The sequence below is a fragment of the Antarctobacter jejuensis genome, from assembly GCF_052266595.1.
In the GTDB taxonomy this organism is placed as follows: domain Bacteria; phylum Pseudomonadota; class Alphaproteobacteria; order Rhodobacterales; family Rhodobacteraceae; genus Antarctobacter; species Antarctobacter jejuensis.
This window is the reverse complement of the sequence record NZ_JBQQXJ010000007.1, coordinates 199,682-222,836: the sequence shown is the minus strand read 5'-3', so window position 1 is coordinate 222,836 and position 23,155 is coordinate 199,682. Positions and strand designations below refer to the sequence as shown.

At 62.2% G+C, this 23,155-nt stretch carries 22 protein-coding genes; 14 read left to right on the top strand and 8 right to left on the bottom strand.

Going from position 1 to position 23,155, the window contains the following annotated elements:
* Positions 1–15: 15 nt before the first annotated feature.
* From argH to ACTXGA_RS12370, 3 genes are read left to right on the top strand one after another with little or no spacing between them, the layout of a single operon-like run.
* A complete protein-coding gene (argH, locus tag ACTXGA_RS12380) occupies positions 16–1,407 on the top strand; it encodes an argininosuccinate lyase (protein WP_443394066.1) in 1,392 nt (463 codons plus the stop codon).
* Positions 1,404–1,538: a hypothetical protein gene (locus ACTXGA_RS12375; protein WP_443394064.1), complete on the top strand. Its 135-nt coding sequence runs from the start codon at positions 1,404–1,406 to the stop codon at positions 1,536–1,538. The genes argH and ACTXGA_RS12375 overlap by 4 nt, the downstream gene beginning before the upstream one ends.
* Positions 1,538–1,846: a DUF2834 domain-containing protein gene (locus ACTXGA_RS12370; RefSeq protein WP_443394062.1), complete on the top strand. Its 309-nt coding sequence runs from the start codon at positions 1,538–1,540 to the stop codon at positions 1,844–1,846. Before ACTXGA_RS12375 ends, ACTXGA_RS12370 begins: the two co-directional genes overlap by 1 nt.
* A gap of 24 nt (positions 1,847–1,870) precedes the next feature.
* Here ACTXGA_RS12370 and ACTXGA_RS12365 read toward each other — a convergent pair whose 3' ends face one another.
* The gene (locus ACTXGA_RS12365) at positions 1,871–2,692 is read right to left on the bottom strand and encodes an SDR family NAD(P)-dependent oxidoreductase (RefSeq protein ID WP_443394060.1); all 822 of its coding nucleotides are present in this window, start codon (positions 2,690–2,692) and stop codon (positions 1,871–1,873) included.
* 150 nt (positions 2,693–2,842) lie between these two features.
* On the opposite strand from ACTXGA_RS12365, the gene htpX reads away from it, so the two are divergent.
* Positions 2,843–3,766 (top strand): zinc metalloprotease HtpX, encoded by a 924-nt coding sequence (gene htpX / locus ACTXGA_RS12360; protein ID WP_443394059.1) that lies wholly within the window; start codon positions 2,843–2,845, stop codon positions 3,764–3,766.
* Between the two features lie 35 nt (positions 3,767–3,801).
* Here htpX and ACTXGA_RS12355 read toward each other — a convergent pair whose 3' ends face one another.
* The 5 genes from ACTXGA_RS12355 to ACTXGA_RS12335 all read right to left on the bottom strand — a co-directional run bounded on the left by ACTXGA_RS12355 (position 3,802) and on the right by ACTXGA_RS12335 (position 8,890).
* Positions 3,802–4,653: an ABC transporter permease gene (locus ACTXGA_RS12355; protein WP_443394057.1), complete on the bottom strand. Its 852-nt coding sequence runs from the start codon at positions 4,651–4,653 to the stop codon at positions 3,802–3,804.
* Positions 4,650–5,507 (bottom strand): ABC transporter permease, encoded by an 858-nt coding sequence (locus ACTXGA_RS12350; protein ID WP_443394055.1) that lies wholly within the window; start codon positions 5,505–5,507, stop codon positions 4,650–4,652. The genes ACTXGA_RS12355 and ACTXGA_RS12350 overlap by 4 nt, the downstream gene beginning before the upstream one ends.
* The gene (locus tag ACTXGA_RS12345) at positions 5,507–6,592 is read right to left on the bottom strand and encodes an ABC transporter ATP-binding protein (RefSeq protein ID WP_443394053.1); all 1,086 of its coding nucleotides are present in this window, start codon (positions 6,590–6,592) and stop codon (positions 5,507–5,509) included. The genes ACTXGA_RS12350 and ACTXGA_RS12345 overlap by 1 nt, the downstream gene beginning before the upstream one ends.
* A 51-nt stretch (positions 6,593–6,643) precedes the next feature.
* A complete protein-coding gene (locus ACTXGA_RS12340) occupies positions 6,644–7,705 on the bottom strand; it encodes an extracellular solute-binding protein (protein ID WP_443394051.1) in 1,062 nt (353 codons plus the stop codon).
* Positions 7,706–7,972: 267 nt separating this feature from the next.
* Complete coding sequence (locus ACTXGA_RS12335; RefSeq protein ID WP_443394049.1) at positions 7,973–8,890, bottom strand: MBL fold metallo-hydrolase; 918 nt, start codon at positions 8,888–8,890, stop codon at positions 7,973–7,975.
* A gap of 156 nt (positions 8,891–9,046) precedes the next feature.
* On the opposite strand from ACTXGA_RS12335, the gene ACTXGA_RS12330 reads away from it, so the two are divergent.
* A complete protein-coding gene (locus ACTXGA_RS12330) occupies positions 9,047–9,676 on the top strand; it encodes an MSMEG_1061 family FMN-dependent PPOX-type flavoprotein (RefSeq protein WP_443394047.1) in 630 nt (209 codons plus the stop codon).
* Here ACTXGA_RS12330 and ACTXGA_RS12325 read toward each other — a convergent pair.
* Positions 9,670–10,029, bottom strand: coding sequence for an ArsR/SmtB family transcription factor (locus ACTXGA_RS12325; protein ID WP_443394045.1), 360 nt, complete (start codon positions 10,027–10,029; stop codon positions 9,670–9,672). The two genes, ACTXGA_RS12330 and ACTXGA_RS12325, sit on opposite strands and share 7 nt — an antisense overlap.
* Before the next feature lie 202 nt (positions 10,030–10,231).
* Here ACTXGA_RS12325 and ACTXGA_RS12320 point away from each other — a divergent pair, with 202 nt between their 5' ends.
* The 6 genes from ACTXGA_RS12320 (at position 10,232) to ACTXGA_RS12295 (ending at position 13,860) form a co-directional block, all read left to right on the top strand.
* Complete coding sequence (locus ACTXGA_RS12320; RefSeq protein ID WP_443394043.1) at positions 10,232–10,654, top strand: AtpZ/AtpI family protein; 423 nt, start codon at positions 10,232–10,234, stop codon at positions 10,652–10,654.
* Entirely contained in the window at positions 10,644–11,405 is a 762-nt protein-coding gene (locus tag ACTXGA_RS12315; RefSeq protein ID WP_443394041.1) for a F0F1 ATP synthase subunit A, read from the top strand. The genes ACTXGA_RS12320 and ACTXGA_RS12315 overlap by 11 nt, the downstream gene beginning before the upstream one ends.
* 77 nt (positions 11,406–11,482) lie before the next feature.
* Positions 11,483–11,707: a F0F1 ATP synthase subunit C gene (locus ACTXGA_RS12310; protein ID WP_089276753.1), complete on the top strand. Its 225-nt coding sequence runs from the start codon at positions 11,483–11,485 to the stop codon at positions 11,705–11,707.
* An 85-nt stretch (positions 11,708–11,792) separates the two neighbouring features.
* Positions 11,793–12,347 (top strand): F0F1 ATP synthase subunit B', encoded by a 555-nt coding sequence (locus ACTXGA_RS12305; RefSeq protein WP_443394039.1) that lies wholly within the window; start codon positions 11,793–11,795, stop codon positions 12,345–12,347.
* A gap of 4 nt (positions 12,348–12,351) precedes the next feature.
* Positions 12,352–12,912 carry a F0F1 ATP synthase subunit B gene (locus tag ACTXGA_RS12300; protein WP_443394037.1) on the top strand — a complete coding sequence of 187 codons (561 nt, stop codon included), beginning with the start codon at positions 12,352–12,354 and terminating at the stop codon, positions 12,910–12,912.
* A 138-nt stretch (positions 12,913–13,050) separates the two neighbouring features.
* Positions 13,051–13,860 carry a division plane positioning ATPase MipZ gene (locus ACTXGA_RS12295; protein WP_443394035.1) on the top strand — a complete coding sequence of 270 codons (810 nt, stop codon included), beginning with the start codon at positions 13,051–13,053 and terminating at the stop codon, positions 13,858–13,860.
* A 60-nt stretch (positions 13,861–13,920) separates the two neighbouring features.
* Here ACTXGA_RS12295 and ACTXGA_RS12290 read toward each other — a convergent pair whose 3' ends face one another.
* Positions 13,921–15,132: a TsoY family (seleno)protein gene (locus tag ACTXGA_RS12290; protein ID WP_443394033.1), complete on the bottom strand. Its 1,212-nt coding sequence runs from the start codon at positions 15,130–15,132 to the stop codon at positions 13,921–13,923.
* A gap of 134 nt (positions 15,133–15,266) precedes the next feature.
* Between ACTXGA_RS12290 and ACTXGA_RS12285 the strand changes: the two genes are divergently transcribed.
* The 3 genes from ACTXGA_RS12285 to ACTXGA_RS12275 all read left to right on the top strand — a co-directional run bounded on the left by ACTXGA_RS12285 (position 15,267) and on the right by ACTXGA_RS12275 (position 22,989).
* Entirely contained in the window at positions 15,267–15,671 is a 405-nt protein-coding gene (locus ACTXGA_RS12285; RefSeq protein ID WP_443394032.1) for a hypothetical protein, read from the top strand.
* 116 nt (positions 15,672–15,787) lie between these two features.
* Positions 15,788–19,243, top strand: a complete 3,456-nt coding sequence (locus ACTXGA_RS12280) for a chromosome segregation SMC family protein (protein ID WP_443394030.1) — start codon at positions 15,788–15,790, stop codon at positions 19,241–19,243.
* Positions 19,244–20,208: 965 nt separating this feature from the next.
* On the top strand, positions 20,209–22,989 hold the full coding sequence (locus tag ACTXGA_RS12275; RefSeq protein ID WP_443394028.1) for an OmpA family protein: 2,781 nt from the start codon (positions 20,209–20,211) through the stop codon (positions 22,987–22,989).
* The last annotated feature ends 166 nt before the right edge of the window (positions 22,990–23,155 follow it).

Below are 23,155 nucleotides of genomic sequence, written 5' to 3'. Positions count from 1 at the left end.
TCCGAAGGACAGTGCATGTCTGACAAGACCTCGAACCAGATGTGGGGCGGCCGCTTTGCCGCCGGGCCCGATGCCATCATGGAGGCAATTAACGCCTCCATCGGTTTCGACAAGCGGTTGGCGGCGCAGGATATCGCCGGATCTCGTGCCCATGCGGCCATGCTTGCCGCGACAGGTATCCTAAGTGATAGCGATGCCGAGGCGATCCGGGAAGGATTGCTCACGGTCTTGTCAGAGATCGAAAGCGGCAATTTCGCCTTTTCGACCGCGCTGGAAGACATCCACATGAACGTGGAGGCGCGGTTGAAAGAGGTGATCGGCGAACCGGCAGGGCGTCTGCACACCGGGCGCAGCCGGAACGATCAGGTGGCGACCGATTTCCGCCTCTGGGTGCGGGATCAGCTGGACGCGGCCGAAAGCGGCCTGCTGGCACTGATCGACGCGCTGCTCGCACAGGCCGAGGCAGGGGCGGACTGGGTGATGCCGGGTTTCACCCATCTGCAGACCGCGCAGCCGGTGACATGGGGTCACCACATGATGGCCTATGTCGAGATGTTTGGCCGTGACCTCAGCCGCGTGCGCGATGCCCGCGTGCGGATGAACGAATCCCCCCTGGGCGCCGCGGCGCTGGCGGGGACGGGTTTCCCGATTGACCGGCACATGACGGCAGAGGCTCTGGGCTTTGACCGGCCGATGGCGAACTCGCTGGATGCCGTGTCGGCCCGTGATTTCGCGCTGGAATTCCTGTCGGTCGCCTCCATCAGCGCCATGCATCTCAGCCGCTTTGCGGAGGAACTGGTGATCTGGTCCTCGGCCCAGTTCCGCTTTGTCACCCTGTCGGACCGGTTCAGCACCGGGTCGTCCATCATGCCGCAGAAAAAGAACCCGGACGCGGCGGAACTGATCCGCGCCAAGATCGGGCGCATCTTTGGCGCCAATGTTGCGCTGATGATGGTGATGAAGGGTCTGCCGCTGGCCTATTCCAAGGACATGCAGGAAGACAAGGAACAGGTGTTCGACGCGGCCGACAACTGGATGCTGGCGCTGGCCGCGATGGAGGGCATGGTCCGCGATATGAGCGCCAATACCCCCGCGTTGGAAACCGCCGCCGCGCATGGCTTTTCCACCGCAACCGATCTGGCCGACTGGCTGGTGCGCGAAACCGGCCTGCCGTTCCGCGATGCGCACCATGTGACCGGCAGCTTGGTCGCCAAGGCCGAGGCCAAGGGATGTGACCTGCCGGATCTGTCGCTGGACGAGATGCAGGAAGTGCATGGGAATATCGACGCTTCGATCTATGATGTTCTGGGCGTGCACAACTCGGTCCGGTCCCGCACCAGCTATGGCGGCACCGCGCCGGATCAGGTGCGCGCGCAGATCGCAGCCTGGAAGGAGCGTCTGGCATGAGAGCTGTTGCCATCCTCGCGTTGCTGGCGCTGGCCGCCTGCGGCGCCGACGGCGAACCGGAGCGCCCGCCCGCCAAGACCGGTTTCACCGTGACCGGCACGGCGGAAGTCGGGGTGCAGGTCCGCAACTGATGCTGCGCTGGCTCTGGCTGGCGCTGGCCCTTTGGGGGGCCGTGCATCCGATGGTCTACTTCGTCCGTTTTCTGTCGGCCAACGGCTGGGATCTTGGGGCGCTGATCGACGCGTGGTACGTCAACGACAGCACGCGCGGTCTGACATGGGACCTCACCATCGCCGCCGTTGCCCTGACCATCTGGGTCCTGGCCGAGGTGGCGGTGCGGCGGAACTGGATCGCGCTGCTGGCGATCCCGGCGACCTTTTGCATCGGGGTCAGTTGCGGTTTGCCGCTGTACCTGTGGTTCCGGTCGCGTCCGGTCTGAGGGGGCGGCGGGGTGAACCCCGCCCTACGATTTCAGCCAGTGTTTGAAGGCTTCGGCATAGTCCGGATGCCAGCGTGACAGCGGCGCGCGATTTTCCGTGATGTCCTGCGCCGCCCAGAGGATGCGCTTTTCATCCGTCGCGCGGTCGACGTCATTGTCGGGGCAGAGGATGTAGAAATCCGCCTGCTCCAGCGACTGCAGCAGGAAATCCACCACTTGTTCCGGCGTCCATGCATCCGCCGGTTTTTCGGTCCTGCCCCGCGCGGTCAGCGGCGTGTAGACAAAGCCGGGAATGAACAGCCGCGCCTCGGTCTGGCAGCCTTCGATGTTGCGCAAGGCGTTCTGCAAGGCCTCGGTAAAGGTCTTTACCCCGGATTTCGAGACATTGTAGGCCGGATCGCCGGGCGGGGTGGTGATGCCCTGTTTGGAGCCGGTGTTGATGATTAGCCCGGGGCGGCCAGAGGCGGCCATATCGGGCGCAAAGACCTGACTGGCGCGGATGATCCCCCACATGTTCACGCCGATGATCCTGTCCCAGTTGCCCTCGGTATCGAAGATCGAACTGCCCGGTTGAATACCGGCGTTGTTCATCAGCAGATCCACTGGGCCAAGCGCGGTCTCCACCTGTGACTTGAGCGCCCGCAACTCATCCGCGTCCGACACATCGACACCGATCCCCAGCGCCGCACCGGTTTCCGCCACCGCGCTGGTGAGCGTCTCGCCGGGCAGATCGGCAATGCAGACCTGCATCCCGATCTCCGCCAGCCGGCGCGCCATTTCCCGCCCGATGCCAGAGGCCCCGCCGGTGATGACGGCCACGTTTCCGCGTTTGATGGTCTGATGCACGGGTCCTCTCCCTTTTCTTTGCAGAGTAGGCGTGACCCTTCGGAACCTTCAAGAGGGGGCGACGGATGATCCTTGCCCCCGACGCTTGCGCAGGTCCGAAACCTCCCCATATTTTTCTCAGTTCCCCACCGAAAAGTCCGGGAGACAGAGATGGGCTATGTGAAAACAGCGATGCTTATGGCGGCGATGACCGCGCTCTTCGTGGGCGTTGGTTATCTGATCGGCGGATCGGGTGGTGCGGTAATCGCACTTGTCTTCGCGGCAGGAATGAACGCCTTTACCTGGTGGAACTCGGACCGCATGGTCCTGCGCATGCACAACGCCCAGCCGGTGATCCGGGGTGATCGCATGGGCCTTCATGAACTGACCGCGGAGCTGGCGCGGAACGCGGGCCTGCCCACGCCGAAGGTTTACCTGATCGACACGCCGCAGCCCAATGCCTTTGCCACGGGGCGCAACCCCGCAAATGCCGCTGTGGCCGTGACCTCTGGCCTGCTGCGCAGCCTGTCCAGAGAGGAGTTGGCCGGGGTGATCGCCCATGAACTGGCGCATATTCGCAACCATGACACCGCGATCATGACCGTGACGGCAACCTTTGCCGGTGCCATCTCGATGCTGGCCAACTTCGCGATGTTCTTTGGCGGCTCGCGAGAGCGGATGGGGTTTGTCGGCACATTGCTGATGATGTTCCTTGCCCCGATGGCGGCGGCATTGGTGCAGATGGCAATCAGCCGGACGCGGGAATATGCCGCCGACAAGGCGGGGGCAGAGATTTGCGGTCAGCCTCTTTGGCTGGCCTCGGCGCTGGAAAAGATCGCCATGGGGGCGGCCCGGATCGACAACAATGCGGCAGAGCGCAACCCGGCGACGGCGCATATGTTCATCATCAACCCGCTGCACGCGCACAAACACGACAACCTGTTTGCAACCCACCCCGCGACCGAAAATCGCGTGGCCGCGCTGCGCGCGATGGCGGGGCGCGGCGGACAGACCGCGCGTCCTGTCAGCCAGCCGATGTCGACCAGCCGCATTCCCAAGACCCGGAAAAGCAGAGGGGCCGGGCCCTGGGCCTGACCCGTCACCCCTTACTCAGGACGCGGCGCGGGGGGTCATGTGCGGCGCTGGAACAGGATCACCAGCAGGGCCAGCAGCGACGACCCCAGCATCAACAGCAGCGAGACCGCGTTCAGCAGCGGCGTTGACCCTTCTTTCAGCCGGTCGAACATGGCGATGGTCAGCGGCGCGTCAGAGCCCACCAACATCAGCGTGGTGTTGAAGTTCTCAAAGCTCATCAGGAAAGCGACAACCACCGCCCCGATCATCGCGGGCGCGAGAAAAGGCAGCGTGATCGTGCGCACCGCCGTCAACCGGCCCGCGCCAAGGTTCAGCGCCGCCTCTTCCAGCGTTCGGTCGAACTTTTGCAGCCGGGCCGAGATCACCAGCGTCGCGATGGTGGTGATAAAGCTGAACTGGCCAAGGATCACCAGCAGCAGGCCGGGGCGCAGCGCCTGAATGTCCATCTGGGCCAGATCCCAGATGCCATTGGCCAGCGTCGAGGTGAACACGAGGATCGAGATGCCCAGCACGATGCCGGGGATCACCAGCGGCAAAAGCATCAGCACGTATAGCAGGCCCTTGCCACGGAACTCATACCGGTTGAACAGGAACGCATTCGTGGTGCCGACGCAGACCGACAGCACTGCAACGCAGGCCGCAACAAAGGCAGATGTCCCCACAGCCCGCAGGATGCCGCGTTCGTGGAACACGCCGATCTGCGGGCGTTCGTCCCCGAAGAACCAGTTCCAGGTGAATCCCTCCCACGGCAGAGAGGGGAACTGGCTGTCGTTGAAGGCAAAAACCGCCACCACGGTCAGCGGCAACGCAAGGTAGATGAAGAAAAGCAGGACATAGCCGCCGTAAAGGACGCGAAAGGCGCGGGATTGCGGGATTGTCGGGATCATCCCATCGTCTCCTTCAATGTCCGCCCGGTCAGCCGCAGCATCCCCCAGACAATCACCGACGACAGCACCAGCAGCATAAAGCCAAAGGCCGCCCCAAGCTCCCAATTGGAGCGTACGATGAACTGATTGTAGATCATCTCGGTGAACCACAGGCTGTCCTTGCCGCCCAGCATGGTCGGCGTCAGGTAGTTGCCCAAGGACAGCATGAAGACCACGATGCAGCCCGAGACGATACCGGGCATGGCGTGGGGAATGATGATCTCTCGCAGCACGGACAGGCCATTGCCGCCAAGGTCATAGCCCGCCTCGACCACGCTGTCGTCGAGGCTTTCAAGCGTGGTCACCAGCGGCACCACCATGAACAGCATCGAGGTGTAGACAAGGCCGACCATCATGGTCGCATCAGTGTAGAGCAATTCGACCGGCTGATCGGCGAGCCCCACCCATTGCAACAGGTTCGACACGATGCCGGTCTCGCGCAACAGGATCATCCAGCCAAAGGTGCGCACCAGTTCGGAGACGTAGAAAGGGATCAGGCACAGCATGAACAGCACCTGCTGCAATCGTCCCTTCGCCATCTTGGCGATGTAATAGGCCACCGGAAAGGCGATGAGCAGTGTGATGGCGGTGGCCAGTATGGACATGATCGCCGTGCGCCAGAAGGTCCGCAGATACAGCGGCTCTGTCAGGGCTTTTTCGTATTGCGCAAGGCTGGGTTCATAGACGCCAAAGCTGATGCGTTCACGCAAGCTGATCAGAGCCATGTCGATATGCGGAATGATAATCAGCAGGCCAAGCCACAGCACCAGCGGGGTCAGCAGCAGAAAGAACGCGATGCGGGACTGATGGCGCATCACGCGCCCCCGAAACAAGTGGCCTGACCGGCGGCCCAGCCGATATGCACCGTGTCGCCGCGTTTCAGCGCATCGAATTCGCCCGACTGCGGCAGCGTGACCTCCAGCGTTTCGCCCACGTCGTCCTGAACCAGCACGCGGCTTGCCGCGCCGTTGAACAGGATGCTGGTGACGGTGCCTTTCAACTGGTTGTCGAAAGGCGAAAGCGCTTCGGCGCTGGCGGCAAGACGGATCGATTCCGGGCGGACAAAGATCTCTGCCTTGGCACCCTCGGCCAGACCCGCGCCGCTGGCGCGCATGGGCAGACCGCTATCGGTGCGCAGTTGCATTGTGCCGCCCTCGGCGCGTTCGATACGGCCTTTCCAGCGGTTCGATTCCCCAATGAACCCGGCCACGAAAGGCGTATCGGGCCGGTAATACAGGTCCTGCCCGGTTCCGACCTGCTCGAACCGTCCAGCGTTCATCACGGCGATCTGGTCGGACATGACCAGCGCCTCTGACTGGTCGTGGGTGATGTAGACGAATGTGGTGTCGAATGCCGCCTGCAGCGCCTTCAACTCGACCTTCATGTGTTCGCGCAACTTCAGGTCCAGCGCGCCCAGCGGTTCATCCAGCAACAGCACGTCCGGCTCCAGCACCATGCAGCGGGCGATGGCCACGCGCTGCTTTTGCCCGCCGGAGAGTTCGTCCACCTTGCGGCTGCCGATCCCCGGCAGGCCGATGCGGTCCAGCGCCTCGTCCACCTTGCGGGCAATGTCGCCTTTGGCCATGCCGCGACGGCGCAGCCCGTAGCCGATGTTTTCGGCAATCGTCATCATCGGGAACAGCGCCAGATGCTGGAACACCATGTTCACGGGGCGCTTGTTTGGCGGGGTGTCCAGCACCGACCCGCCCTTGATCCGGATATCGCCAGAGGTCGGATCCAGAAAGCCCGCGATCATGCGCATTATCGTGGTCTTGCCGCAGCCCGACGGTCCGAGAATGGAAAAGAAGCTGCCCGGCGGCACCGCAAACGAGACATTGTCGACAGCCGTCGTTTCGCCGAACCGCTTGACGAGGTCGACGCATTCCAGATCAGGGGTCATGTGAAATCCGTAAAAAGGGGCGGCACCCGGCAAGGGGTGCCGCCCGGATGGTCAGTTGGCGGCCTGAACGCGGTCCAGCACTTCGCCTTCGATGGCTTCCAGCCCGGCGGGGACCGGCGGATACCACTTGATGTTGTCGATGGCCTCCTGCGGGAAGCTGGCCTGATACTTGGCCTTCAGCGCATCCTCGGCGAATTCATCCGCCCCGGCGGAGGCGGTGAAGTTGCCGGCCGCTGCGGTGATCATGGCCGCGACTTCGGGCTGCATGACGAAGTTGATCCACTCATAGGCCACATCATCGGCCTGACCCTTGGCGGGCAGAACAAAGGTGTCGATCCATCCCAGCGCACCGGATGCGGGCGCGACAAAGGTGATGTCGGCGTTGTCGTCGTTCAGCTTCCAGCCGCCGGTGTCCCAGGCCATCGACGCGGTCACCTCGCCGGAGCGGACAAGGTTCATCAGCTCGTCGCCGCCACCCCAGTAGGTTTTGACGTTGGCCTTGCACTCGACCAGCTTGGCCTCGACCTTGCCCATGATTTCCTTGTACTTCGCCTCGTCACCGTAGGCGGCAAAGGGGTCTTCGCCCATGGCGAAAGCAAAGCCGATCAGGGTCGGACGCTTCAGGCGGTAGGAGACCTTGCCCGCCACTTCGGGCGCGCACAGGTCGGTGTAGTCCTTTACCACGGCACCCGCCTCTGCGGTGTTCATCACAAGGCCAGAGGTGCCCCAGACATGCGGCACGCCGTAGACCTCACCGTTCACGGTCGTGTTCGTCATCGTGGCCATCAGCATCGACGGGATGAACAGGTCCTGGTTCAGTTTCGAGATGTCCATCGGCTTGTAGATGCCGAATTCCATCTGCGGGCCCATCACGCGGTCCTGGCTGGGCTGCACGAGGTCAAAGCCGCCGCCGCCGGTGGCGCGCAGCTTGGCGATCATTTCCTCGTTGTTGGATTTCGTCACTTCGACGGTGTGGCCGGTCTGTTTCTCGAACATCTCCACCACGTCATCGGGGGCGTAACCGCCCCAGGTCAAAAGGCGCAGCGTGTCGGCCTGGGCAATGGAAGCGAGCCCTGCCAGCAGGGTGCTGGCAAGCAAAATCGTTCTGGTCATGGGATGTCCTCTCTGTTGTGTCGTCTTTTTTCCGGTTCAGAATGCGCGCGTCGGACCAATTGGTCAAATTTTTGTTCGACGCGAAACGCGTCATTGTCACCCTACATTACGAAACCTCTGTGACAGACGGGAAAATCGCTGACCGCCCTGCGCCAGCTTGCGGGGAATTTGCGCAAGGCAGGAAAGGGGGCTCTGCCCCCGTCCTTGAGGGTCTCCCCCGAGGATATTTGGAAAACCAAAGAAGCAGGGCAGCACCCTGTCCGGATGTCATTCCCATTCCATCTTTTCATAGACTGTCTGCGCATTGCGGCGCGCCAGCGAATCAAACTGATCAAGATAGGAAAAGGCGGATTGGTCAATTTCGACCGAGCCGATGATGTCGCCGCCCTCATCAATGTAGAGGCGCATCCTGTCGCGCAGGTTGGACAGGTAGTCGCGCGTGTCCTTTTGCGCGGTGACAAGGTCGGTGGTCGGGCCGTGACCGGGTACGATGTGGGTCGGGTTCAGAGCTTCGATTTCGGCGAAGGCCTCCAGCCAGTGGGCGCTGTCCGAGACGGCGAGAATCCCGAGAACGCGGCCGATATAGACCACGTCGCCGGTAAAGAGCGTCCCGCTCTGCGGCAGCCAAACAAGGCTGTCGCCGGGAGTGTGGGCGGGACCCACGTGGCGGATTTCGATCCGAGTGCCGCCCAGTGTCAGGTCGTGGCGGTTGGCAAAGATCACGTCGGGGCGAGTGATCTCCGTGCGGGCGAGGTTGTCAGCACCGATCAAGCCGTTCAGGGCCGTCAATTGCAGCGCGCCGCGTGCCTGCTGATCCGCGTAGGCCGCGGCGGAGGTGAGGATATGGGCCCCCTGCGCCTGCCAATACCCGTTCCCAAGCCAGCGATGATCCTGTCCGCCTGTGTTGATCACATGCGTGACCGGGGTGTTGGTCAGGCCGCGAATGACTGCGTGCAGCGCCTCTGCTCCTTTCCAGCTGCCGCCGGGATCCACCAGAACCGCGCCGTCGGCGGTTTCGATCAGCCCGAAGGTCGCGTTGTTGCCAAGGTTCTGCGGATCGCGTTGCGTGGCGGGCCCGACAATCGCCCAGATCCCGGGGGCGACCTGTTGCGGCATCAGGATTTCGGCGGCCAGCGCCAGTGGCCAGAACAGGAAAGCCGTGGCGAGGGCGGCAAGGCGGGTCATGACACTCTCCGATACACTTTTTGTTTCTAAGGCGATGCAGGCTAGTCGGCCTTACGTGGTCTTGGAAAGGGTGAGCGCTGCGGCGCATCGCCCCTGCGTGTTTGGGCGAAAGCCCAGGGGCTGTTACACTGACGGCATTGCACAGGAGAGGTGTCCATGCCGCTGGAACTCAAGGACGAAGTCACGACACGCGCCCATCTGCGCCGGATCCTCGAACCTTGGGAGGGTAATTCGAGCCGAAAGGATCTGAACCATATCAACGCGGTGGGCCGTGCCTTTATTGCGCGGTCGCCTTTTGTGGTCCTGTCCTCTGTCGGGGCGGATGGACGGCACGATCTGTCCCCCCGCGGGGATGCTGCGGGCTTTGTCGAGGTGGTCGACGACCAGACGCTGATTATCCCGGATCGGTTGGGCAATCACCGGCTGGATACGTTCGAGAACCTTTTGACAAACCCGGCGCTTGGGCTGTTTTTCCTGATCCCGGGCTACAAGGAAACGCTGCGGGTGGCGGGGGCGGGGAGGATTGCGGCGGATGAGGACCTGCGGCAGCGCCACGCAGTGAACGGCAAGGTGCCGGATCTGGTGCTGGTCGTGACAGTTGAGCAGGCGTTCATGCACTGTTCGAAATCCTCGGTCCGGTCGCGGTTGTGGGTGCCAGAGTTGTGGCCTGATCTGGACGGGGTGCCGACGCTGGCCGATTGGGTCATGGCGGCGGCAGAGACCGAACAGTCGCTGGAGGAGGTTCAGCAGGTGCATGACACCGACGCCGCGACCCGGCTTTACTGAGGATCGCTGTCGGGCTCGGGCGGATCGTTGGGGAGGACCCTTTCGTTTTCCAGAAACCGCTCGAAGTCATCGAGGTTCACGGCCTCGAACTGTCCGAAGCCCTGCATCCAGATCGAGGCGTCCCGCAGCGCGTCGGGTTCCAATTTGCACCATTTCACCCGGCCGCGTTTTTCCTGGCTGATCAGGCCGGAATTCGTCAACACGGTGAGATGTTTGGAGATGGCGGCCAACGACATCTCGAAAGGCTCGGCCACATCGGTCACGGCCATGTCGTCCTCCAGCAGCATCGACAGGATGCGGCGGCGCGTGGGGTCCGCGAGAGCGGCAAAGACGGTGTCGAGGCGTTGCTCCATCCGGAGGGTTTGCGGCCCGGCCAGAGAAAACTCAACCGAAAAGTTGAATTTGCATTTGCAGCGATTTCAACCCTGTACGCGCCTGCGGCGGAATGACCGGTGGATATGGGGTGCGGATTTTTTCGAAATTAATCAAATGGTTGTCGCTGGTTTGGGGTCGCTTCCAAGCGTGTTGACTCAAACACCGGCGCGGCATAGCACCATGACAAACCTGAATGGAGCCTTCTCACACGTGAGCGACCAAGATCCCAAGCGCAAGCTGGACGACCTGGACGCCAAGCTGTCCGCCTACAAGGCGGGGCAGAAACCAGAGAAGGCCCATCAGGAGGAGCACTACAGTCAGGCCAATATTGCCTGGCGGATGGTGACGGAAATGGTTGCCGGTCTTGGGATCGGCTTCGGGGTCGGATACGGGCTCGATTACCTTCTGGGGACCACTCCGTTTCTGATGGTGGTGTTCTCATTGCTGGGCATCGCTGCGGGCATCAACGTGATGCTGCGGACGGCGAAAGAGATCCAGGCGAAACAAGCCTCCGCAGGGGGCACGGACACGAGCCCCGACGGGGGCAGAAAAGACAGCGCCCGGGGCACCGGCGCGGATGAGGGGAAAAGAGATGGCGACTGAAAGCGCAGATAAGGCAGACGGCGGCCTGGTGTTCCACCCGATGGACCAGTTCATCGTCAAGCCGCTGTTTGGCGACGGCGGTTCGGTGGGCATGTTCACCATCACCAACGTGACCCTGTGGCTGTTCCTTGCCATCGTCGCGGTTGTGCTGCTGATGGTCGTGGGCACCTCCAAGCGCGCCATCGTACCGTCGCGCAGCCAGTCGATCGCTGAACTGGCTTACGGTTTTGTCTACAAGATGGTCGAGGACGTGACCGGCAAGGACGGGCTGAAGTACTTCCCCTACATCATGACCCTCTTCCTGTTCATCGTCTGCGCCAACTTCCTTGGTCTGCTGCCGATGAGCTTTACCACGACGTCGCATTTTGCAGTGACCGTGGTGCTGGCCATGGCCGTGTTCCTGACCGTGACGATCCTGGGCTTCATCAAGAACGGCGCCGGTTTCCTGAGCCTGTTCTGGGTGTCCAGCGCGCCGCTGGCGCTGCGCCCGATCCTGGCGATCATCGAACTGATCTCTTACTTCGTGCGTCCGGTCAGCCACAGCATTCGTCTTGCGGGCAACGTCATGGCCGGTCACGCAGTGATCAAGGTTTTCGCGGGCTTTGCCGCCATTGCAGCGATCTCGCCGATCTCGGTTCTGGCGATCACCGCGATGTACGGTCTGGAGATCCTCGTGGCCTTCATTCAGGCCTACGTGTTCACGATCCTGACCTGCGTCTACCTCAAGGACGCGCTGCACCCGCATCACTGACACGGTTGCCGGGCTGAAGCCCGGCCTACCAACTGAACAACCCGAAATACCAACTTCCAATCGTAAGGAGAATTCACATGGAAGGCGATCTCGCACACATCGGCGCAGGCCTGGCAGCAATCGGTTCCGGCGCAGCCGCAATCGGTGTGGGCAACGTGGCAGGCAACTTCCTGTCCGGCGCACTGCGCAACCCGTCGGCAGCCGCCGGCCAGACCGCGACCCTCTTCATCGGCATCGCATTCGCAGAAGCGCTGGGCATCTTCGCCTTCCTCGTTTCGCTGCTGCTGATGTTCGCCGTCTAATCCACGGAACTTAACGATCCTTACGCGCGGGCGGTCAGGCACGCCTGACCGCCCGATGTAGAGACAAGTTCCGACGGAGGACAACATGGCGACCGAAACTCACGGGGCCGAAGCAGCCGTCAGCACCTGCGTCGACTCTCACGGCTCTGCCGTCGGGATGCCGCAGCTCTGCGGTGACTGGATCGGCAACCAGGTCTTCTGGCTGGTGATCACGCTGGTCGTGATCTATTTCGTTCTGGCCCGTATCGCCCTGCCGCGCATCGCGGCGGTTCTGGCGGAACGCCAAGGGACCATCACGAACGACATCGCCGCCGCCGAAGATCTGAAGCGCAAGGCCGAAGAGGCCGAAGGCGCATACCAGAAGGCGCTTGCCGATGCCCGGGCCCAGGCCCAGACCATCGCGCAACAGGCGCGGGACGAAATCAAGGCTGACCTCGACGTCGCACTGGCGAAGGCCGATGCGGACATCGCGGCCAAGGCTGCTGAATCGGAAAAGGCGATCGCCGAAATCCGTGACAGCGCGATGGCCAACGTCGAGGTTGTGGCCAAGGATACCGCTGCTGCCATCGTGGCCGCACTTGGCGGATCCGCAGACGACGCAAAGATCGCCGCAGCGGTCGACGCGCAGCTGAAGGGGTAAGGACATGACCAAATTCATCCTTCCCGCTCTTCTGGCTGTTGCCGCCTCACCGGCGGCGGCTGCCTCGGGGCCTTTCTTCTCGCTGGGCAATACCGACTTCGTGGTGACGCTGGGCTTCTTGCTGTTCATCGCGGTGCTGATCTACTTCAAGGTGCCCGGTATGCTGGGTGGCCTGCTGGACAAGCGCGCGACCGGCATTCAGGACGAACTGGACGAAGCACGCAAGCTGCGTGAAGAGGCCCAGTCGCTGCTGGCCAGCTATGAGCGCAAGCAGCGCGAAGTGCAGGATCAAGCGGACCGCATCGTGGCCCACGCCAAGCAGGAGGCCGAGCTGGCCGCCGAGCAGGCCAAGGCCGAGATCGAAGCCTCGATCACGCGCCGTCTGCATGCTGCCGAAGGTCAGATCGCATCGGCCGAGGCCGCCGCGATCAAAGACGTGCGCGACCGCGCCGCTGCTGTTGCCATCTCGGCAGCGCGCGATGTGGTGGCCGGTCAGATGACGGCGAACAGCGCTGGCAAGCTGATCGACGACGCGATCGCCGAAGTGGGCGCCAAGCTGCACTGAGGCCGTCCGTAAGGACAGTGGAAAGGCCCGGCCAACGTGCCGGGCCTTGCGCGTTCCGGATCGGAACAGGATCGCGACAAGACGGAATTAACGGACCGCAGGGCAACATGCGGCTTTCCAGGGGAATGGGGCAGGGACGTGGCGCATATCATCGTCGTTGGGAATGAAAAGGGCGGCGCGGGTAAGTCGACCATTTCGATGCATGTGGCGACAGCGCTGGCGCGCATGGGACACCGGGTCAACGCATTGGATCTGGACCTGCGGCAACAGAGCCTTGGGCGGTACCTTTCGAACCGCCGCGCGTGGCTGAAGAAAGAGGAAAAGGATCTGCCCGTGCCGGGCTATCTGCCCCTGCCAGAGGCCGATCCCAATGCCGTTTCCGCCGGTGAGCAGGCCCCTGACAACCGGCTGCGTCGGGCGGTGGCGCGGCTTGAGGAAAGCTCTGATTTCATCGTGATCGACTGCCCCGGCGCCTACACGCGGCTGGCGCAGGTGGCGCATTCTCTGGCCGATACGCTGATCACCCCGCTCAATGACAGTTTTGTGGATTTCGACCTGCTGGCGCGGATCGAGGGGGACGGCGAAAAGATCCTTGGCCCGTCGGTGTACTCGGAAATGGTCTGGTCGGCGCGGCAGTTGCGGGCGCAGGCGGGGCTGAAGCCGATGGATTGGGTGGTGCTGCGCAACCGCATCGGCTCTCAGCAGATGATCAACAAGGCCAAGATGGAAAAGGCCGTCGCCGCTCTGTCCAAGCGGATTGGTTTCCGCGTGGCGCCCGGGTTTTCGGAACGGGTGGTCTTTCGTGAGTTGTTTCCGCGTGGTCTGACATTGCTGGACCTCAAGGACATCGGCGTGCGCAGCCTCAGCATTTCGAACATCGCGGCGCGTCAGGAATTGCGTGACTTGGTCAAGGCGCTGGACCTGCCAGGGGTAAAGGTCAAGTTCTGACATGGTTTAGGCCGGACCCGAAGGTCCGGCCCACTTCCCGGCCAAACAGTTTTGGAGGAGTTACTCAGCCGGAATTGCGGTCGCCGTGTTGCGGGCAAAATGCTGACGATTGAGCCGCAGGACCAGCGCGATGGCGACCATTTGCGACGCGATGGCCAGTCCGGTGACACCCCAGTAGGCAAGGTCGAACTTGTCAACGACGCCGGCGGCAACAAGCCCCTTGTTGGCGAAGAAGTGGATCATCACCGACAGCGCGACAAAGGGGCAGACCAGCGCGTAGGACCCGGGCGAGGTCTTTTGGCCGATCACGAAATCCTGCAGATAACCCTGCGCTTTCAGCACCACGGCCCCAAGGCCAAGGAAAGCAAACTGGATCGCCAGCAGGCGGGTCAGGAAGACCAGTGTTTCACCGGCATTGCCATGCGCCTCGAATGTGGTGTGCAAGCCGTGATCCTGACGGATGAACATGATGCCCAGAACGGTGACGATGGGCACGATGATCATCAGCGTCGGCCCGGCCTCACGCGCGGTGCCATAGTGAAGCATCGAGGCAAAAGCGGTGATCGCGGCAATGGCGGCATAAACGATGGCGATGGTGCCAAGGATGGTCGAGATCACCAGAGCCGCGCCGACGGTGGTCGGGTTTGTGCTCATGGCAGCAGGGGCCGAGAACCCTACGGCAATCATCGAAACGGCGAAGGCGGGCGTCAGCTGCGCAAAGGAGTTGTGCGCGGTGACATCAAAGATCCCACCCGTGGACAGCACGCGGCCAAGAAAGGCACCGATCATGCGAAAGGCCAGCACTGCGATCAGACCAAAGGCGACCATGGCGAGGGGAAAGAGGTATTCGACCACGGTCCAGAGCTGCGGCACGAAAACAAGGCCAAGGATAAAGCCGACGTTGACCGTCATCGCCATGGCCAGCGGCATGGCCAACAGCGTGGACTCGCCGTTCGAGGTGCGCAGTGCCTCAAAGGCCGGTGTCTTTTTGAACGCTGCGTAGGATTGCAGGTTCCAGATCAGCGACTTGATGTTCAGGAATGAGAAGAAGGCAATCCCCGCAACGGCGATCGTAATGGCCGCCTGCAGCGCGGGTGTCCCGGTCGACCAGGCGGCCATGATGTCTTCGAAGATCGGCACGGGCTGGCCCTTGTGCGGGACCCAGAACATCAGGAACATGAAGAAGGTGACGGCGATGCCCCCTGCGCCCAACGAGGCAAGGAAATAAATGGGGGAATAGTTGTCGGCGGGGCGGTGCGATTGTGTGGCCATGGGGGGCCTCCTGTGTGACTCGCTTTGATATTCTATAATTGGAATGTAATATACATTCCGAAACACGAATGTAAAGCGAGTTCTGCGTCGCGCCTGTTAACTATCCGATAACCTTGTTCGGGCAGGCTGAGCCCATGCGTTGGTTTCCTATTGTATTCCTTATCGGCCTCGTCGCGTGCGATACGGCGGGGCCGGGCTTTTTGGGGGCGGAGAAGGCGACGCAAGAGGTGGAGGGATCGCGCTTTACCCTGCGATTCAGAGGGGACGTGGCCGAAGCTGTGCGCACCTCCCCCGAGTGGTTGCCCCGATTCGAGGTCATTGCCCGCCGCGCCGGAATCGCCGCGCAGATAGAAACGGGGTGCCGGGCGGCCTGGGTCGAAGGCGATCCCGCGATGATGTGGGTCGGTCTGTCCTGCGACGGCAAGCGTGCCCCCAAACGACCCCGTCGCCCGCGCACTCTTTTCTGTGAAATCAGCGACCTGCGGACCGGCGCGCATTCCGCAGACGCGACGCTCAGTTGCCTCAAGCTGCATCGGTGAGTCCGCAATATCTTGTGGACAACAAGCGCCGTGCCGCCATATCGGCCATGCCCTCCTTGACTCAAAGGGGGCGGAGCGCGCAGTTTGAGGGTCCCTGATGGAATCGGACCGGACCGTTGCGCTTTACCAAACTCAGACTGACCGGCTTCAAAAGCTTCGTCGATCCGACGGACCTGATCATCAATCCCGGCCTCACCGGGGTGGTCGGGCCGAACGGCTGTGGCAAGTCCAACCTGTTGGAGGCGCTGCGCTGGGTCATGGGTGAAACCCGCGCCAAGGCAATGCGCGGCGGCGGGATGGAAGACGTAATCTTTGCCGGGGCTGCCTCGCGCCCGGCTCGCAACTTTGCCGAGGTCAGCCTGCAGATCGACAACGGCGACCGTCTGGCCCCGGCCGGGTTCAACGATCAGGACACGCTGGAAATCGTCCGCCGGATCACCCGCGACGTCGGATCTGCCTACAAGGTCAATTCCAAGGACACGCGCGCCCGTGACGTGCAGATGCTGTTTGCCGATGCCGCGACGGGGTCAACCAGTCCCGCGCTGGTGCGGCAGGGGCAGATTTCGGAACTCATCAACGCAAAGCCGAAGAACCGCCGCAAGATCCTTGAGGATGCGGCGGGCATTGGCGGCCTGTACCAGCGGCGGCACGAGGCCGAGTTGAAGCTGAACAGCGCGGAACAGAACCTGTTGCGCGTCGATGACGTTGTCGAACAACTTGCCGGGCAGCTGGCGGCACTGGCCAAACAGGCGCGGCAGGCGGCGCGGTATCGGGCCATCGGAACGGAACTGCGGCAGGCCGAGGGCATGTTGCTTTACCGCCGCTGGCGCGAAGCGGATGATGCGCGCGCCACGGCAGAGGCCGCGCTGCGCGAAATGGTGACTAACGCCGCGCGTGCAGAAACCACCGCCCGCCAGGCAGAGAAACTGCGCGGAGAGCGCGAAGAGACCCTGCCGCCGCTGCGCGAGGAAGAGGCCATTGCCGCCGCCGTCCTGCAAAGGTTGATCGTGCAGCGTGACACGCTGTCGGATCAGGAAAAGCAGGCCGTCGCGCGCATCGACACGCTGAAGAACCGGATTACCCAACTGGCCCGCGACATGGAGCGCGAGGCCGGTCTGAACCGCGATGCCGGCGAAACCATCGAACGGCTGGAATGGGAAGCGCGCGAGCTTGAGAAAGCCTCGGAAGGGCATGACGAAAAGCTGGCCGAGGCGCATGAGGCCGCGCGTGAGGCCGCGACGATCCTGCAGGCGCGCGAAGCCGATCTGGCCCAGCAGACAGAGGATGTGGCCCGTCTGGCGGCGCGCCACCAGTCGGCGCAGCGCTATCTTGCGGATTGCCGCAAGACGGTAGAGCGGAACGAGGGCGATGCCGCCCGCGCACGTGAGGCCGTCTCTGCGGCCCAAGAGGCGCGGGAACGGTCGTTCGAGGCAGCAGAGGCGGCCCGCGAGCGTCTGGAAGAGGTCCACGAGGCCGCCGAAGAAGCCGAAGCGGCGCTGATGGAGGCGGAAACCGCCCGCGCCGACACGCAGGCGCGCGAAGCCGAGGCGCGTGGCGAACGCTCCGAGGCCGAAGGCCAGATGAACGCCCTGCGGGCCGAGGTGACGGCACTGGCCCGCCTGCTGGATCGCGATACCGCCGAAGGGGGCCAGATCCTTGACCGCCTTCAGGTGGAGCAGGGCTATGAAAAGGCGCTGGGTGCCGCATTGGCCGATGATCTGCGCGCGCCGCAGGTTGAGGGCGACGGGCCAACCGGCTGGGTCGTGCTGCCAGCCTACGACGTGACTCAGCCGTTGCCGCAGGGCGCAAGCCCGCTGGCGGGTCATGTTTCGGTCCCGGATGTGTTGGAGCGGCGGCTCAGCCAGATCGGTCTGGTCGAGGCAGAGGACGGCGCGCGCCTGCAACCGCTGCTGAAGCCGGGGCAGCGCCTCGTCACGCTCGAAGGGGATCTTTGGCGTTGGGACGGCTATCGCGCATGGGCCGAGGATCAGCCTTCGGCTGCCGCCTTGCGTCTGGAGCAGTTGAACCGGCTCGAAGGGCTGAAGCAGGAGATGGCCCGCGCTACCGCCCAGATGGAGGGCACGCAGGCCGCGCATGATGCGCTGGTCCGGCAACTGCAGGATCTGACAGAGGCCGACAAGGCCGCACGGGCCGCACGGCGCGCCGCCGATCAGGCGGTGACAGAGGCTGCGCGGGCGCAAAGCCGCGCAGAGGCAGACCGCGACATGGCCGAGGGCAAGCTGGAAAGCGCCAGCCTGTCGGTCAAGCGCTACGAGGATGAAGCCGGCTCGGCCCGGGCTCAATTGCTGGAGGCGGAGCGCGCGATTTCCGGGCTGGAAGACCTCGAAGAGGCGCGGATAAAGGCCGAGGACGTCAAGATGACGGTCGAGGCGGCGCGCATGACCATGATGGCACGTCGGTCCGCCCATGACGAATTGCGCCGCGATGGCGAGGCCCGCAAGGGTCGCGGGCAGCAGGTGACCAAGGAACTGTCCGGCTGGCGGCACCGTCTGGAAACCGCGGAAAAGCGCGCTTCGGAACTGGCGGAGCGCAAGGCCGAGACCGAGGACGAACTGGCCGAGGCGATGGAACGCCCCGAAGAGCTGGAAACCCAGCGCGAGGAGCTGACCGCCGCCATGGAGGGCGCGGAGGCGCGCAAGGCTGCGGCCAGCGACGCGCTGTCTGCCGCCGAAACCGCGCTGCGCGAGGCGATCACCGCAGAGCGCGACGCCGAGCGGCTGGCCGGGGAGGCACGTGAGGCCCGCGCCCGCGCCGAGGCCCGTGCCGAAGCCGCCCGTGAAACCGTGGCGGCGGCGGTCGAACGAATCTCGGACGAGCTGGAGACCACGCCACAGGCGCTGTTGGAGCAGTTGGACTCCGATCCCGATGAAATGCCCTCCTCGGACAAGATCGAGGCGGAGGTGTCACGCCTGAAACGGCAACGCGATGCTCTGGGTGCCGTGAACCTGCGTGCCGAGGACGACGCCAAGGAAGTGCAGGAAGAGCACGACGCATTGGTATCGGAAAAGGCTGACCTCGAAGAGGCGATCAAGACCCTGCGGTCCGGCATTGCCAGCCTCAATCGCGAAGGACGGGAACGCCTGCTGACCGCCTTCGAGCAGGTAAACAGCAACTTCACCATGCTGTTCACGCACCTCTTCGGCGGCGGTGAGGCCAGCCTGATGATGGTCGAAAGCGATGACCCGCTGGAGGCCGGTCTGGAAATCATGTGCCAGCCGCCGGGCAAGAAACTGTCGACCCTGTCGCTGATGTCCGGTGGAGAACAGACGCTGACCTGTCTGGCGCTGATCTTCGCGGTCTTCATGGCCAACCCCTCGCCGATCTGCGTGCTCGACGAGGTGGACGCGCCGCTGGACGACGCCAACGTGACCCGGTTCTGCGACATGCTGGACGAGATGTGCCGCCGGACCGAGACGCGGTTCCTGATCATCACCCACCACGCGGTGACGATGGCGCGTATGGACCGGCTGTTCGGCGTGACCATGCAGGAGCAGGGTGTATCACAGCTGGTGTCGGTGGACCTCAAACGGGCGGAGAGCCTTGTGGCCTGAGGTGTAGGGGGCGCTTATCGGCCGGTGTTTGCACCCACAGAAGGAACTTGGGTTGCTCCCCGCTCGAGCGCGTTGCCCATCACATGCTGACGCCAACTTTCTGAAATTGAAGTGCCAACGGGTGGCTGGGGCAAACTGCTCGCAGACTTGACGAGCAGGAAGAGCCCCGTGAAATCCATTTGGTTGCGATCTCGGAGTAGTTCGGCAAGGGCGTAGGCGGTTGTTTGCTGCGGCTACAGTTCGGCGCCGCGCCTCTGCGCAACGGATATTCATCCAGCTATCAACCAGCTTCATGGCCGCACCGCGGACGCGGGAACTTTTGACGCGCGCTTGCCGGATCCGCTCCCCGGTCGCGCGACTGATTGCCCGCAAACCCACCTTGGCAAACCGATTCCATCGGTGGCGGCGGTCACATCGTCAAATCCGAAAATACCCTGACGTATAGGCGCGCTAACCCGCGGCGTCGCAGGTTATCCCGAATCCCCGAAGATATATTTCAGGAGACATTTTAGAAAGTAGTCAGAAAAACCGTGCCTTAGCGAGTGAGTGAAAAGTGATCAATATTGGGTATCTAAATGTCACGCGTTCAACTGCGGTTATCCGAATTGATTCAGTCGATAAAGCCCGATGTCCATATAATGGCTACCGCCATTCGGTGTTTGGCGAACGGCCGCCTGGCAATAACCGATCCAAAGAAAAGGATTTGGGTGAATTCCGGATAAAGGGCGATGAGCGTGACCTGGTCTGTTCTCTGTTTGAGCGCGGAAGGGCAGATCCCACCAATACGGACAATACTTCGCCACCCTCGCTTCTATCTGTTTTCACGGCCGTTTTCGCGATGGTCGACATCGATGGAACAAGCCCAGTTACAGAGACGAAACATGTGAATTCCCGCTCTGTGAATTTGTGGAACTAGGCGGATGACACGTGCTGCAATGCGCTTCTCGGAAAGAGTTCGGAACCCCATGAAATTTAGTAACGTTCGCCATGCGATGTGCGTGTGCATGTTGGCTATTTTGTCTGCCAATGTTTCAGCGGCTCAAACAGCTTTTCAGCACGTTAGTTCGCCGACGACCTGGCAGTCGATTTACCGATCTGTTGATGATCCAACCATGACCATCACAGTGTCGGGGTCGCCCGAGGCTGCATGTGTGAACACGGACGAAGGTTCCGCCGGGCGCTGGCGGTTGCATGTCGAAGATGACGGTCGTTATCCGGCAGTTTGTATCGCATCAATGATCCTGACATTTGAAACCAGTGGTTTCGATATTGATCAGATATCCTTTTCGGGAATTGACGATTTTGATGCGAGCGACACGCGTGATGTGGCAGATATTGACCAGCCTGGTAGCTGGACGCCTCTGGGCGGCACGTTGACTGTTGGCAGCCTTGCGTCGCCGCCAGCTGGGTTTAATGCTATCAACAACCTCATTGCGAGCGGCGGTCAGGGCGACTTTCTTTACGGGACAATCAATAACCCGGTTGGTGATGCTGCGCGATTTGATTTTGTTTCGCCGACGTCCACGTTCAATTTCGTCTATGACGATGCCATTGAAAACGGCGCCGAAGGCCGCGGCGCACTCACTCGTATCGATCTGGACGGCATGATCATCCGTATCGTGACGATCACTCCTATTGCGGCGGTGGATGACGCGCCTGCGCCGGTGAGCGGCGCGGTGGAGAGCGTGCTCGCCAATATCGTGGCCAATGACAGCCTGAACGGGGCGACGGATCCGGCGCTTGGGACGGCGGTGACGCTGACCACGGCGGCGCTGGCCGGGGATGGCAGCGCGCTGGGTCTGGTCTCGGCGCCGGCGGCGGGGGCAATCACCCTGGATGCCGCGACGGGCACGCTGACGGTGGCGGCCGGGACGACGGCGGGCAGCTATGACTACCGCTACGAGATCTGCGAGACGGTGAACCCGGGCAATTGCGCGGTGGCCACGGCGCGGGTTGTGGTGACAGCCCCGGCGATCGCGGCGGTGGATGACGATCTCACGCCTTTGGTCGTCAATAGTGCAATTGGCGGAGAGATTGGCACGGTTCTGGATAATGACACAATCGGCGGCAGACCTGTTGCCAAAGATGGGTCAGACACCTTCATTGTCGTAATGGCCGATGGCGGCATTGCCGGCGTCACCATCCGCGATGACGGAACAATTTCCATCCCCAAAGGCACAGCACAGGGGGATTACACACTGGAATACAGACTGTGTTCGGAGTTGAACCCAGCCGTTTGTGACACCGCCTTGCTGAATATCAAGGTTTTGGAACCCTCCTTGCTCGATGAAATCGAAACGGATTTGATAGCCATCCTGGCAGAAGACCGCTCGATCGCAATTGAAAACCAGATGCGGGCAGCGGATGGCTTTGCCAAAGATGCGCTGCAACGCTTGCGGAAGCGGTCGGGCAGCCAATGCCAGGCAGCCATTGCCGGTCGGTTGGCAGAAGAGAACATCCTGTTTGCACCTGACAGCACGGTCATCCTTCAGGCAAGCTTTGACACGCTTGATGACATCGCGCGCATTCTGGACTCGTGCCTCGGCACCCGGTTTGAAATAGCGGGTCATACCGACAGTGATGCATCGGAGGCGTACAATCTGGATCTGAGCCAGCGCCGGGTCGAAGCGGTCATGCGTGCCCTGGACGCGCGCAACGTGAACACGAGAGGCTTTGTCGCACGTGGTTACGGTGAGAGCCGTCCTGTCGCGAGCAAAGCGACCGCGGCAGGTAAGGCGAAAAACCGGCGCGTGGAGTTTGTCCTGCTCGATGGGTCTGCCATTGATCAGCCGTGTCACGACACGGACCGGCTGGAGCGCAGCTTTGACCTGTCGGAAAACAACACCGACATTACTGCAGACGGCTCTGTCCTTAGCCGACGCCACCATTGTGGCTCGGGTATTACCAGCACGTTTGAGGGATACTTCAACGTCTTCGAGTCCGCCAAAGGGCTTTCACATAAGCAGTTGAACCTCTCGTACCGACGTGACCGTTTCGTGGGCGAAAACGCCATCAGCGGTTTCTTCGTTGGCCTTTATGGCAGCCAGAATTCGGTGGGTGGCCGCGCAGATGGCGAAATCTCGGGCCTGGGTGTCAATGCTGGGGTGTATGGCGCAAGAGGTTTCGACAACGGACTGTTTGTCGACTACTTCCTTGGCGTTGCCGCGGGACGACATGAGTTCGATCTCGATTTCGCCAGAACGCTTGGCACGATCAATGCAAAGGGTAACTACACCTACTTCGCTGGTTTCGCAGGCATCGGCCTGTCGGGTACCGTGGATTTCGAGACCTATTCGCTGTCGCCGCGGGTTGGCATTAACTATGCCTACTCCCCGTCAGCTGATGTTGATGTGGTGACCTCGCTCGGTGCCATCCAGCAGTCGGATATCGCTCAGCTTGGCTCGTTGAGCAGCACCCGCCTGTTTGCCGAACTCCGTTTCGAGACCGGTGTGAATGCGGGGGCGTCGATGTTCGCCTTCACGCCTCGCATTTCCTGCTACAGCGAACTCGCCGGGTCTGGGAAGGCCTGTACTGGCGGTGCGTCAATCGAATTCGCCAGCACGGACAAAAACGCAGACCTGACTTACTCCTTCGGTCTGGACGGTGATTTTGGTCGCGACTTTTCTGCGTCCACAGTCTCGGCCTCAGTTTCCCGCCGCCTGCAAAATGGTCGTTTCAGAGCCGATCTCGGCCGTAGTGGCAATGGTTCCTTGATCTTGGGGAGTTCGCTGGAGTTGGAGTTCTGAGAAGCAAGACTCGCCGGGTCCGGGAAGGGAATAGACTGGTTTTTATCTGCGCCTGATATGGGCTTTGGGCCAATGATGAATGACTATATCCGCTTTCCGGGGGCTCTGCTCCTGTCTCCCTGCGGTCGACTCCCCCGAGGGTATTTTCACAACCAAAGACGCAGGA